Genomic DNA, 12583 nt, shown 5'->3' on the forward strand with positions numbered 1-12583 from the left:
GCTGCGATGCCGGAGGCTTCTAGCCGGAGGAGCCTCCAGCATGGCAAGGTAAGCACTCGGGTTTCGCGGTTTGTCACCGTTGCGGAGGAATGGCCCGTGTGTATCCGGCCGACGCGTAAAGGAGGACCTGCTCCGTTGCGCTGTTTGGACCAGATGATGGGCTGGTTGAGACCTGCACCTGCCTGCCTGGAAAAGGTGCTTACACAGCTTGGATGCCGGATTGCAAAAGTGGTTTCGACCGTATCCGATGATCTGTCCGTACCGCAGCACCGCAATAACACGGGCCCCGATGGTCCGCGCGTAGCCGTTCCTGTTTGCACAAAGTCAGTGATCAAATTTTGGCATGACCCCATTCCTGCCGCGCAACAGGCGAGATGCTTGAGATTTGGTATTCACCCTCCAATGTCGGCAGAGCGGGACTGAGCTGACGTTGGAGTACCTGCTTCAAATGTCTGGTTCAGTTGCAACAGACCAAGCTCCTGTGTATTTAGGCATCACGGTCGGCAGACACCGAGGCGTCGCTGCTCCAATCGGAGTGCTAAACCTGCCAACATATCGAAAACGACATCGCATTCACCAAGCCGTTTTTTCGTTAAGCCAGCGACCGACGAAGCATTATAACGCCTGAGTTGGATGTATGATGCCAAAAAAACCAGTACCGCTCCACGTCGATGACGTGACTGTTTTCGCCCGTGCGCTTTCAAAGCAGCTCGGAGATTCCAGCCCCTCCCATCTTGCGCTGCTGAACATGATCGCCCGGGCCGCAGGGTTCCAGAATCTGCAGCACATGCGAGCCGCGACCGCCGCCCGTAACCGCATGGACAACCGAGAGGATGCGCTCTTTCCCGACGCACGCTCCGTGGAACGCACGTTGAACCAGTTCGATGCGCGCGGGCGATTGCGGCAATGGCCCTCACGAAGAAATGTTCAGACATTGGCGCTTTGGGCGCTTTGGGCGACGTTCCCCGCAGAAAAAGCGCTCAGCGAAAAGGCCGTGAACATGCATCTGGCCGCCGAACACACATTCAAGGATGCGGCAACCCTGCGGCGGACGATGATCTCTTGCGGGATGATGACCAGAAATCGGGACGGGTCCGACTATCGCCGGGTGGAGCAGAAGCCACCGGCAGAGGCAAAGGCAGTCATTCGCGACCTTCATGCACGGCGGCGGGTGCGGTCCGAAAGCGATGGGGAGACTCAAGATGCATAAGGGGTCATGCCTGTGTAAAGCCGTCCAAATAACCGTTCTGGGCGACCTCACTCAACCCAATGCCTGCCATTGTATCGCCTGCCGCAAACAAAGCGGTCACTTCGGAGCTTCGGTTGATGTGCCGCGTTCAGCGTTGTCCGTGGAAGGGAAAGAACACATTCGCTGGTATCGCTCCTCAGAGAAGGTAAGGCGGGGTTTCTGTTCTAGATGCGGATCAACACTGTTCTGGGACCCCACCCACCACGATTGGACTGCTGTCGCCATGGGCGTGTTCGATTACTCAACCGACACCAGCCTGTCGATGCACATCTTTGTGGCCGAAAAAGGCGACTACTACTCAATCGACGATGGGCTTCCACAGAACGAGCGGTAGGGTCAACGCTCGCGCCATTGCGGACGTTCGCTACGATGCATCAACTTGGTAGGTTGGGCTCAGAGCAGCCAATCGGGACGCATTGAACTCCGCAGCATCGGCAGTTGCGTTGGACACTCGTCCGCATAAATGAAGAAACCCGCCGGAATCCGGCGGGTTTCGGTCAAGTCTTATCTGTGTGTGTTGCGGCTATCCGAACACCCGGCCCAAAGCGCCATCGACCGCGTCAGTGATCTGGTCGATATCATCCGCCGTCGCGATCAGTGCCGGCGAGAAGCACAGCGTGTTGTTGCGGCTGGGGATCGAGCGATTGGTGGCACCGATGATGACGCCCTGCGCCATACAATCCGCAACAACGGCCTGAACGCGCTTCTCGTCCATCGGGTCCTTGGTGGTCCGATCGGTTACCAGCTCAGCGCCGAGGAACAGGCCCTTGCCGCGCACGTCGCCGATGACTTTGTGCTTTTCCATCAACGCCTGCAGGTTGCCCATCATACGATCACCCATGTCGACGCAGTTCTGCAGCAGGTTTTCGTCCTGAATGATGCGCATGTTCTCAACCGCCGCTGCCGGACCGGCGGTGCAGCCGCCAAAGGTCGAGATATCGCGGAAATAGCTCATCGGGTCCGACGCGTCGTCCTTGAACATGTCAAAGACTTCTTCGGTGGTTACCATGCAGGCAATCGCCGCATAGCCCGAGGCAACGCCTTTGGCCATGGTCACGAAGTCAGGCTTGATGCCGTATTGCTGATAGCCGAACCAGGTGCCGGTACGGCCAACGCCGCAGACAACCTCGTCGATGTGTAGCAGCACGTCGTATTTCTTGCAGATTTCCTGCACGCGAGGCCAATAGCCTTCAGGCGCTTCGATGACGCCACCGCCTGCGGTTACCGGCTCAAGGCACAGGGCGCCAACGGTATCGGGGCCTTCGCGCAGGATGACCTCTTCGATCTGATCTGCGGCCCATTCGCCAAAGTTTTCGACCGGTGCACCGTCCAGCTCGTGCTTGCGGTATTCCATGCAGTGCGGAACGCGCACGAAATCAGGCGCAAAGGGTCCGTACTGCGCGGTACGCTCGTCCTGACCGCCTGCCGACATGGTCGCCAGGGTCGAGCCGTGGTAGTCGCGGTCACGGTACAGAATCTTGGTTTTCTTGCCGCCGTATTTCTTATGCGCGATCTGGCGGATCATCTTGAACGCCTTCTCGTTCGCCTCAGAGCCCGAGTTGGTGTAGTACACACGGCTCATGCCCGGCATCTTGTCGATCAGCATTTCCGCGAAATTCGAACCGGGGATCGAGCCTGCGGTGTTGGCGAAATAGCACAGCTTCATCAGCTGGTCATAAACCGCCTTACAGATGGATTCGCGACCATAGCCCACGTTCACCGTCCAGACCCCGCCAGAGACAGCATCAAGATGCTCTTTGCCCTTCTGGTCCCAGACACGCATCCCCTTGCCTTCGACAATGATACGGGGGTCATTGGTCTCAAACGGCTTGTGCTGGATCAGGTGATGCCAGATGTGGGCGCGGTCGGCTTCGACGACGCGGGAAAGATCGTTTTCGTTGAACGTGCCGTCCATGACATGTCCTTTCAAAAATGGGGCGCGCGGGGAATCAGTAGGTCCCGGCGGGCGCAAAGTGACGTGATACTGCAGATCAACGCGAATGGTGCGCGTGAAGTAGGGCCAGATTAGCCCATAGAATATCTCCAGTGTACCAGAATCGCGTATTAATACGGGTTTGTTCTGGCGTAAACTTTGTGCTCAATACGCCAATCTGTCGAGTTTGGGAGGATCGCCGGATGACAGCCACACCGATTTACCAGCAACATCTGGACAAAACCCCTGCGAATTTCACGCCTCTGTCTCCGCTCAGCTATCTTGAGCGGACCGCGGCGGTGTATCCGGATTATCCATCCGTGGTGTATGGCGAGCGCCGGTATAACTGGGCTGAAACCTATGCGCGCAGCCGGCGACTGGCCGGTGCGCTGGCAGCGCGCGGGGTAGGGGTCGGCGATACGGTCTCAATCATCGCGGCCAATATTCCCGAGCTTTATGAGGCGCATTTTGGTGTGCCCATGGCGGGTGCGGTGCTGAACGCGATCAACACCCGGCTGGATGCGCCGATCATCGCTTTCATTCTGAACCATGCCGAGGCGAAGGTGCTGCTGGTCGATCCCGAATTCTCGGGCGCCGTGAAGCAGGCGCTAGGGCAGGTGGACCATGATTTGCTGGTTATCGACATTGAGGATTCCAGTTTTGACGGCGGCGACCGGTTGGGTGATCTGACCTATGAGGGTCTGCTGGCCGAGGGTGATCCGGAATTCGACTGGTCTCTGCCCGCAGACGAATGGGATGCGATCACGCTGAACTATACGTCGGGCACCACAGGCAACCCCAAGGGCGTGGTCTATCACCATCGCGGCGCTGCGCTGAACGCGACGTCGAACATCCTGACATGGGGAATGCCGCAGCATTCGGTCTATCTGTGGACGCTGCCGATGTTCCACTGCAACGGCTGGTGCTTTCCCTGGACGATGGCGGCCAATGCGGGCACATCCGTATGCCTGCGCGCGGTACGGGACGAACCCATCTATCGCGCCTTCCGCGAAGAGGGCGTGACCCATTTCTGCGGCGCGCCGATCGTGCTGAACATGCTGGCCAATGCACCCGATCACCTCAAAGATTTCACGCAGGAGATCAAGGCGATGACAGCCGGAGCCCCACCGCCCGCCAAAGTGATCGAGGCTATGGAAGGGATGGGCGTCGAGGTTACCCATGTTTATGGACTGACAGAAACTTACGGCCCGTCCGTCGTCTGCGCCTGGAAAGATGAATGGAACAAGAAAGCGGCCGAGGATCGTGCCGCGCTGAAGGTGCGTCAGGGTGTGAAATACGTGGCCTTGTCCGGCCTGATGGTCGCCGATCCCGAAACGATGGAGCCTGTACCCTCGGACGGCGAAACCATGGGCGAGATCTTCATGCAGGGCAACATCGTCATGAAGGGCTATCTCAAGAACGCCGAGGCGACGGACAAAGCCTTCAAAGGTGGGTGGTTTGCTTCAGGTGATCTGGGCGTGATGCACCCGGATGGCTATATCGCGTTGAAGGACCGATCGAAGGATATCATCATCTCTGGCGGCGAGAATATCTCATCGGTCGAGGTCGAAGATACGCTCTACAAACATCCCGCCGTGATGGAGGCCGCGGTGGTCGCCCGCCCGGATGACAAATGGGGTGAAACGCCCTGCGCCTTTATCGAACTGAAACCGCAGGCGCAGGCGAGCGAAGCCGATATCATCGCCTTCTGCCGCGATCACATGGCTCATTTCAAGGCTCCCAAAACGGTTGTTTTCGGGGCGCTGCCGAAAACGTCGACCGGGAAAATCCAGAAATTCCTGCTACGGGACAAGGCACGCGAGCTGGCTTAACCTCATTCGAAGCCTCCTCTTCTTCTGTTCGAAAATACCTCGGGGAAGTCGCAGCTTGCTGCGGCGGGGGCAGAGCCCCCATCTTGCTCGGCTTGAACAGATACCGGAACGTCCGATCGTCTTCAGTCGAAGATCGACAGATCAAACTCCAGCGTTTCACCCATCCAGACGGCGCGATCCCGGTGGTCGGTCAAATGATCACCGATCTCGGGGTGGGTAAAAATCGTCAACCCCCGCCGGTTCAGGATCATCCAGCGAAAGGCCTGATGGAAGACCTCGGAGGGAAACCCCAACTGGCAACTCCAACGCGGGAGAGGGCCGACATTGGGCCCATCCTGACCACAGTAAACAGGCGCGCGGCCTCCTTGCAGACCTGTTGGGCGACGTCCTGCATTTCAGGTCTCTACAGAAATACGTCATTGAAGCAGGCGCAATCTGCGCCGTGTTCTCTCAGTTCGATCGGCCATTCGACTTGGCCGGGAAGTCCATGCCGGATATCTCAGATGTTGGGTTGCCCAACCCGCTCGATCTGTCCGTCTTCCGTAAGCTCTTTTTCTTGTAGCGCGGCAAAATCCAGATCGTTCAGGCTGCGTAACCGCTTGACCGTGTGTTTTGCAGACATGCGGTGAATGACCGCAAAGCCCGGATAGGGTTAAAAAGTCCGTTGATTGATTGGTCAGTCACTGTCTTACCCATTTCCAGAGTGAAGGGTTTGGCGATGACGGGACTGGGACGGATGGCGCAAGGCACGCTGTTTTACGAGTTCTCGATTGAGAAATTTGTACCCGAGGATCATCCTCCGCGGGATTGATCCCGAGTGTATGTTCAGGATGCTTTTGTTGGGCTAGAGAGTCGCAAAGTTCCGTTTCGGTAGGCTCTGGTGATGATGAGGACGTCGCCTATTTTTCTGCCGATCATCCCGACCCAAGCCGGCGCGAGGCTCACTCAGAGGGGGCGTCCGAAGACGGTGGATGGGTCGACGGAAACAAATGGACCATCCGTTAGTCCTTCGTCAGATCAACGGCACTGTGCGGTGGGGGCACGGGTCCTCTTAGCATAACGGCGGCCAACACCATGCCAACAAACGCGGCCATGGCGGCCACGAGCATGGCGCTGTCAAAGGCATTGTCCTGCAGATCGCGCAGGGCGCTCGCAAGCGTTGCGCCGGTTTCGGGATCAAGCGCGGCGATGAGTTGCTGCACCTGGCTGGAGGTACCATGAGTCAACGCGTGGGCAAGGTCGACGCGTTGCGCCGAGCCGACAGGCAATGCGTCGATCACTTCGGACAGACCGCGACGGATGGTGACTGCCTCCGCAAGCCCTCCGCCAACGGCCCCGAGCGTCGCGCCGAAATAAAGGAACGCGTTGACCACGCCCGAGCCCTGCCCCACATGCTCTTCCGGCAACAGGCGCAACCCGAGACGCGGCAATAGCGAGAAACCGATACCGAGCCCGATGCCGATGATCACCAACTTCCACCAGATGCCTGCCATCCCGGTTGTGTTGGTCGTCGTCGTCAACAGCAGGAAACCACACGCCATGAAGCCCATCCCAAGGATGACCGGCCACCGGAAACTGTAGGGCGCCAGAAAACGGGGCGTGACAACGGACACGACAAACATGCTCAGGCTCAGCGGCAGGATCGCCACCCCGGCCCCGACGGCGGACAAGCCGAACGCATCCGGTGACTGCACAAAGACGTTGAAATAGACAAAAAAGCTGAACAACGCGAAACCGGTGATGAACATGCCAGCCGCCGCCATGAAATAGCGGGGATGGCGGAAATAGCGCAGCTCGATCAGCGGGTCCGCGCTGCGGCGCGAGGTGATTATCAACGCAATCATCGCGATGGCAGAAACACATAGGGGGATCAGGGTCGATCCGGAGGCCCACCCCCGGCTCTCACCGTTACTGAGCGCAAAGGACAAGGGACCCAGCAACAGGATCAGCGCAACGGCCCCCGCGAAATCGAATTTTGCGCCCGCAAGGCGGGTGTCGGGGACGTAGCGCCGTTTGCTCACCCGCAACCCGATCACAAATGCGACAATCAGCAGCGCCAGGTCGGTGGCGAACACGCCGCGCCAGTTCAGGTAGTGCGCGAAGGCGCCGCCAAGGATCGGGCCGGCGCCGATCGCCAACCCCACGACCGCGCCCCAGGCACCGGTCACGCTGGCGCGTTGTTCCTCGGGTGTTGCGGCGGTCAACAGGGACAGTGAGGTGCCGAACAGGGCCGCTGCTCCGGCGCCCTGCGCGCCCCGGCCCATCAGTAGCATGGCGGCGTCCTGAGAAAACAGAACCAGTGCGGACCCAAAGGCGAAAACGATCATCCCGGCAAAAAAGACGCCCATCTTGCCGGTGATATCGCCAAGTCGGCTGACGATGCTGACCAGAGTCGCGCTGACAACCGTGTAGATCGCCATCACCCACTGCAGGCTTGACGGTGACAGATCGAATTCGAGCTTCAGGTTAGGCAGGATCGTCGCAACCGCAGTGGAATTGAAACCAACAACCACCATGCAAAGCGCGGTCATCATCAGAACCAGGCGCGCCCCTCCGGTGGCGGGATTATCCTCAGTGACATCTGCTGGCATTTGCCTGCCCCTTCTCAGGAAAAGCGCGTTGACCCCTTAGGCAATCAATGTGCTGCACCGCGTTGCGCTTATTATTAAACGCTTTTTTGCTGACAGGTATAGTATTTACCGAAATGCAGGCCCAGCGGGGGTGGCCAGATCTTTCAGATCCAGTACGAAAGCGCCACCGGCAGAACCAGTATCGTGGTCAGAGTCGAAACCAGGATGAACCCGGCCACGTCCGGCCCGTACTCTGGCACATGCTGATCAATGAACAGATAGGTCGCCACCGATGACGGCATCAGGCAGCACAGGATCATCGCGCCCCGCTCGGCCCCTGTGAACCCGAATGCCCAGACCAGCACACCCGCTATGACAACTGCCATCCCCAAGTGCAGTAAGGTCAGCAGAACGGCACGCCCGAGGCTTTTAATCCGGAGGGTCGCAAGCGTATGGCCCAGCGTCAACAGCATCAACGGGATCGAGAGGCCACCCAGGATGTCGAAGGATTTGGCGACTGGTTTGGGCAGGCCGTAACCCGTGGCCATCAGCACCAAGGACAGAGCAACCGCGTAAAGGATCGGCGATGTCGCCAGCTTTCTTGGCGAGAACTCCCCCGCCGGAATCCACATGCCGATGGTAAAGATGCTGATCAGTACGACGACCACGAATCCCATCGTATAGGCCATGCCCGCATCCCCCAGCGCCAGCAGAGTGATGGGCAGGCCGATATTGCCGACGTTACCGTGCATCAGAGGCGTCAGAAACGCCCGCACCGGCAAACGCAGCGCCTTGAGCGCGACAAACCCCAACAGGCCAAAAGCCGCAATCGCCAAGGCCGCAGCCATCATGACGTCAAGAAAGGTGCTCACCGCGATCTTGGTGCTCGACAGATGCGAGACGATAAGCGTCGGGTACCCGACTCTCGACACGATCCCACCGATGATCTTGTTGTCATAGGGGGCCCGGATCAACGCCAGACAATAACCGATTCCGGCGCAGATCAGGACGGGCAAAACCACGTTCAGGACGTTCAAAAAAAGATGGTCCAATGGCTGCCCTCGATCACAAAACCCCGATCCGGACAGTGAAACAGGGGCGTCTTTTTGGCAAGGATTTACCCTAAACCCTACCCATCACATGCTTTTCCAAATTGCAGCCCGATAATGCCCCTCAGGACGCCCCGAGGTTCTTCCCTTCCCGGCTCACACAACATATAGTGGCTGCCAACAACGTGTGGGCAAACACGGCGGGACGTGGGAATACAGGCATGGCACATATCATTGTGGTCGGGAATGAAAAGGGCGGCGCAGGCAAATCGACCGTGTCGATGCACGTGGCCACCGCTTTGGCGCGGCTGGGACACAAGGTCAGCACGCTGGATCTGGACCTGCGGCAGCGCAGCCTCGGCCGGTATTTCGAGAACCGCCTGAATTTCCTGAACGGCTCGGACCTGTCTCTGCCCAGCCCGCGCCACCATGACCTGCCCGAGATCGACGCCAGCGCGCTGAAACCCGGTGAAAACATCTATGATCACCGCCTTTCTGCCGCCGTGGCCGAGCTGGAAAGCGACAGCGATTTCATCCTGATCGACTGCCCCGGCTCGCACACCCGCCTCAGCCAGGTGGCGCATTCGCTGGCCGATACTTTGATCACACCGCTCAACGACAGTTTTATCGATTTCGACCTGCTGGCGCGGATCGATTCCAAGGGCGAAAAAATCCTTGGCCCGTCGGTCTATTCCGAGATGGTCTGGAACGCGCGCCAGTTGCGGGCCCAGGCCGGGCTGAAACCCATCGACTGGGTGGTGGTGCGCAACCGGGTCGGCACGCAGCGCATGGTCAACAAGGAGAAAATGCAGCGCGCCATCGAGATGCTGTCGCAACGCATCGGCTTCCGCATCGCATCGGGTTTTTCCGAACGCGTCATCTTCCGCGAGCTTTTCCCGCGCGGGCTGACTCTGCTGGATCTCAAGGATATCGGCGTCAAGCAACTCAACATCTCGAACATCGCCGCACGTCAGGAATTGCGCGACATGATGAAAGAGTTGAGCTTGCCGGGTGTCGAGATCGATTTCTGAGGTCTGACGAACAGGCAATTTCCACGCATTTGACAGCCTGGATTCACGTGCCACCGGTGAGAGCGGTGGTTTTGACCCGCGCATAGCTCATGAACTTTGTCATCTGATAGGCAAATCCCCCGAAATCTTCGAAATTCGGGTAACTCTTCCCATTTCGTCGATGTTATTGATATCCGGTCTTCGTGCAAATTGGATAAAGGTTGATGTGTCGATTTCTGGCGTGGGTTGGTGAGAACCGTTACCTGGACGAGTTGGTATTCAAACAAGAGCAGTCTCTTGTCGAACAAAGCCGCAACGCGCTTGTCGGCAAAACACCTATAAACGCCGACGGCTTTGGCCTCGCCTGGTATTCGGACCGCGCAAATCCCTGTTTCTACAAAGATACCAATCCGGCATGGTCGGACGCTAATTTGCGGCAGCTTGCGCATCACACCCGATCAAATCTCTTTCTTGCGCATGTACGCGCGTCGACGGGTACGGCGACTTCACGCAACAATTGCCACCCGTTCGGCTATGGCCGGTGGAGCTTTATGCATAACGGGCAAGCTGGTGGGCACAATCGCATCCGACAGCAGTTGGACGCCATGATACCCGCCGACCTCTATGAACACAGGCTGGGCGCCACCGAGAGTGAGGCTATTTTCCTGATCGCTCATGGCGAAGGTCTGGAGACCGACCCGATTGGCGCAATGCTCAGGTCAGTCGAACGCGTCGAGGAGCTTTCGAGGCAAAGCGGAGCATTGCCCTACCTGCGATTTGCGGCGTGCTGGTCAGATGGGGAAATCTTGTTCGCGGCAAGATACGCATCGGATCGATTTGCCCCAAGCCTTCACTATCGCGAGTGCGCGGACGGGATCGTTGTGTCGTCAGAACCGCTGGATGGAAACTGCGGAAACTGGATCGAGATCGCGGAAAATACAGCGATCGAAACCAATGGAAGCAAGGTGCGCGTTCACGCGTTCCAACCCAAGGTTTCGGTCCGCTGCGATGTTGCTTAACCCGGAAACGGCGGCCAGATTGTGCGTGCTATTCAGGCGGAGAGTGGACCGTAAACAGCTCTTTCGGTTCAGCCACGCCACGCAGCATGTAGCGCCCGACCGAGACCAGTTCCTGAGCACAGGGTTCTGCGGCCTGTGCCACATTGTCTGAAATCAATATCCGTTGCCCCAGCGAGCGATGCATACCCGCAATCCGCGCAGCCTGGTTTACGGTCGGTCCGATCACGGTGAAATCCAGACGGTTCTCTGCTCCTATGTTGCCATAGAGAATCTCACCCGCGTGCAGCGCCAGCGTATAGTTCGATACCGGTTGACCCCGCGATGCACGCTGGTCGTTGAGCTCGGCCATACGCTCTTGCAGCAAGGTGGCGGCGGCCAGCGCGGCGCGGGCGTCGGCATCGATCTCGCCAACGTCAAACATTGCCATCACCCCGTCGCCCATGAACTTCAGAATATTGCCGCCGCATTTATGGACCACGTCCACCACCGCAGCTAGATAATCGTTCAGCATGTCGATCACCTCAACCCCCGGAAGCTCTTCCGACAGGCTGGTGAAGCCTTCGAGGTCGAAGTTCCAGATCACGGCATCGATTTGCTGCAAAGATCCTCGGCGGATTTCACCGGACAAGACCCGCTGCCCGGCATCACGCCCCAGATAGACGCGCATCAAATCCTTTGACACGCGTGCGTTCGAGGCCGATTTCAGCGCCAATCCCAAATGAGGCAGCGCCGTATTGATTACCTCCAGATCATCGTCGCCGAACCCTTCAGGGGCATTGCTGGCCCAAGACATCAGAACGCCATCAATGGCCTCTTTCGTGTCATAAGGGTTGCGTTGCGCTGGGACATCAAAGCTTACACCGGTGGCAAAATAATCCGTCGCACCATGTTCCCGCAGGTCATTCAGCAAGGGAAAACGACTTGGTTCGTTTTGATCGACCAACCGTTCGCGGATCGCGTCGACGTCCTCGTTCAGAATGACGTAGAGCGGGCTTTTGGTCCACTCCTCGCTGGGGTCCTCGGTATATTCGAAGGTTTGAAAATCGCCACCTCGCCCCTGATACCAGCTATAGCCGGTTCCACCGTATACGGGATGCAAAGCCGGTTGCGCTGCGTGGAACCGCATCAGCGGGACGCCGAGATCCACCAGCCGATTGCAATAACCGTCCAGCAATTCTTCTTTGTCGGCCCCTTCAAGGCCTCGGGTAACCAGCCAATCGATCAGATCATGGGATTTTGCCGATGGGGAATCCGGCGTTGTCATTTCACGTTCCTGTGTCCGTTATGCTGTTGATCTGGGGATGGGAGGTCTGGATTACCAGTGCTCTAGTCCATACCCGCCAGACGTCGCAGCATCATGCGCAACAAGGCGGCCTCACCGGTGGTGAAGCGCGCCGCCAACTTCCCGTCATACTCACGGGCGATGCCGCTTAGCTCGCGATAGACCTTCTGGCCGGCGGTGGTTAGCGACAGCCTTTCGACCCGCCGGTCATTTTCGTCCCGCAACCTTTGCAGGTAGCGACGCTGCTGCAACCGGCGCACGGCGCGGCTGACCTTGGTTTTGTGGATCTTGGCACGCACAACGATGTCACGCGCGGTCATCTCACCATGATTTCCAAGGTGAAACAGCACCCGCCACTCGGTGCGCAGCATTCCATAGCGGTCCTTGTAAACGCGCTGGAACTCAAGCGAACTTTCCTCGGCCGCCTGATTCAGCAGGAACGGCAGGAAATTTCGCAAATCAAACTCATCTTTTTTGTCATTATTTTTCTGGGTCATTCTTGTTAGTTACAAAATCAACTATTATTCGGCAAGTAAGAAGATGAAAGACCCCGTCATGAATCGCCCCGCCTGGTGCAGCATTGGTTAGCATTTGCAGCCACCAGGACCCCGCTACGATATGGCAATACCGACTGTCGGG

General features: G+C 58.1%; 12 protein-coding genes. 5 read left to right on the top strand and 7 right to left on the bottom strand.

What is annotated here, in order from left to right:
* Positions 1-640 precede the first annotated feature (640 nt).
* The gene (locus tag RA27_RS16485) at positions 641-1210 is read left to right on the top strand and encodes a DUF2087 domain-containing protein (protein ID WP_039541825.1); all 570 of its coding nucleotides are present in this window, start codon (positions 641-643) and stop codon (positions 1208-1210) included.
* Complete coding sequence (locus RA27_RS16490; RefSeq protein ID WP_039541517.1) at positions 1203-1583, top strand: GFA family protein; 381 nt, start codon at positions 1203-1205, stop codon at positions 1581-1583. The genes RA27_RS16485 and RA27_RS16490 overlap by 8 nt, the downstream gene beginning before the upstream one ends.
* A 189-nt stretch (positions 1584-1772) precedes the next feature.
* Here RA27_RS16490 and RA27_RS16495 read toward each other — a convergent pair whose 3' ends face one another.
* Complete coding sequence (locus tag RA27_RS16495; RefSeq protein WP_039541519.1) at positions 1773-3164, bottom strand: aminotransferase class III-fold pyridoxal phosphate-dependent enzyme; 1392 nt, start codon at positions 3162-3164, stop codon at positions 1773-1775.
* Positions 3165-3385: 221 nt separating this feature from the next.
* On the opposite strand from RA27_RS16495, the gene RA27_RS16500 reads away from it, so the two are divergent.
* Positions 3386-5014: an acyl-CoA synthetase gene (locus tag RA27_RS16500; protein ID WP_039541522.1), complete on the top strand. Its 1629-nt coding sequence runs from the start codon at positions 3386-3388 to the stop codon at positions 5012-5014.
* Between the two features lie 122 nt (positions 5015-5136).
* On the opposite strand, the gene RA27_RS24745 is transcribed toward RA27_RS16500, so the two are convergent.
* The 4 genes from RA27_RS24745 to RA27_RS16515 form a co-directional block, all read right to left on the bottom strand.
* Positions 5137-5307, bottom strand: a complete 171-nt coding sequence (locus RA27_RS24745; RefSeq protein WP_241484093.1) for a DOPA 4,5-dioxygenase family protein — start codon at positions 5305-5307, stop codon at positions 5137-5139.
* A gap of 206 nt (positions 5308-5513) precedes the next feature.
* Entirely contained in the window at positions 5514-5636 is a 123-nt protein-coding gene (locus tag RA27_RS24905) for a hypothetical protein (protein ID WP_255353536.1), read from the bottom strand.
* 379 nt (positions 5637-6015) lie between these two features.
* Positions 6016-7605: an MFS transporter gene (locus tag RA27_RS16510; protein WP_039541525.1), complete on the bottom strand. Its 1590-nt coding sequence runs from the start codon at positions 7603-7605 to the stop codon at positions 6016-6018.
* A gap of 143 nt (positions 7606-7748) precedes the next feature.
* On the bottom strand, positions 7749-8636 hold the full coding sequence (locus RA27_RS16515) for an AEC family transporter (protein WP_039541528.1): 888 nt from the start codon (positions 8634-8636) through the stop codon (positions 7749-7751).
* A 218-nt stretch (positions 8637-8854) separates the two neighbouring features.
* Here RA27_RS16515 and RA27_RS16520 point away from each other — a divergent pair, with 218 nt between their 5' ends.
* Positions 8855-9664, top strand: a complete 810-nt coding sequence (locus tag RA27_RS16520; RefSeq protein WP_039541531.1) for a division plane positioning ATPase MipZ — start codon at positions 8855-8857, stop codon at positions 9662-9664.
* A 203-nt stretch (positions 9665-9867) separates the two neighbouring features.
* Positions 9868-10662: a class II glutamine amidotransferase gene (locus RA27_RS16525; protein ID WP_039541534.1), complete on the top strand. Its 795-nt coding sequence runs from the start codon at positions 9868-9870 to the stop codon at positions 10660-10662.
* A gap of 28 nt (positions 10663-10690) precedes the next feature.
* On the opposite strand, the gene RA27_RS16530 is transcribed toward RA27_RS16525, so the two are convergent.
* Together RA27_RS16530 and RA27_RS16535 are read right to left on the bottom strand one after the other, a co-directional pair.
* Positions 10691-11926, bottom strand: coding sequence for an adenylate/guanylate cyclase domain-containing protein (locus tag RA27_RS16530; RefSeq protein ID WP_039541537.1), 1236 nt, complete (start codon positions 11924-11926; stop codon positions 10691-10693).
* Between the two features lie 62 nt (positions 11927-11988).
* Positions 11989-12441 (bottom strand): MarR family transcriptional regulator, encoded by a 453-nt coding sequence (locus RA27_RS16535; protein ID WP_039541540.1) that lies wholly within the window; start codon positions 12439-12441, stop codon positions 11989-11991.
* Positions 12442-12583 lie beyond the last annotated feature (142 nt).

The sequence above is a fragment of the Ruegeria sp. ANG-R genome (genome assembly GCF_000813985.1).
Taxonomy (GTDB): Bacteria; Pseudomonadota; Alphaproteobacteria; order Rhodobacterales; family Rhodobacteraceae; genus Ruegeria.

Coding starts and splice junctions, on each gene's coding strand:
- RA27_RS16485 (WP_039541825.1), top strand. CDS start 641: ATGCCAAAAAAACCAGTACCGCTCCACGTCGATGACGTGACTGTTTTC.
- RA27_RS16535 (WP_039541540.1), bottom strand. CDS start 12,441: ATGACCCAGAAAAATAATGACAAAAAAGATGAGTTTGATTTGCGAAAT.
- RA27_RS16510 (WP_039541525.1), bottom strand. CDS start 7,605: ATGCCAGCAGATGTCACTGAGGATAATCCCGCCACCGGAGGGGCGCGC.
- RA27_RS16525 (WP_039541534.1), top strand. CDS start 9,868: ATGTGTCGATTTCTGGCGTGGGTTGGTGAGAACCGTTACCTGGACGAG.
- RA27_RS16530 (WP_039541537.1), bottom strand. CDS start 11,926: ATGACAACGCCGGATTCCCCATCGGCAAAATCCCATGATCTGATCGAT.
- RA27_RS24905 (WP_255353536.1), bottom strand. CDS start 5,636: ATGTCTGCAAAACACACGGTCAAGCGGTTACGCAGCCTGAACGATCTG.
- RA27_RS16500 (WP_039541522.1), top strand. CDS start 3,386: ATGACAGCCACACCGATTTACCAGCAACATCTGGACAAAACCCCTGCG.
- RA27_RS16490 (WP_039541517.1), top strand. CDS start 1,203: ATGCATAAGGGGTCATGCCTGTGTAAAGCCGTCCAAATAACCGTTCTG.
- RA27_RS16520 (WP_039541531.1), top strand. CDS start 8,855: ATGGCACATATCATTGTGGTCGGGAATGAAAAGGGCGGCGCAGGCAAA.
- RA27_RS16495 (WP_039541519.1), bottom strand. CDS start 3,164: ATGGACGGCACGTTCAACGAAAACGATCTTTCCCGCGTCGTCGAAGCC.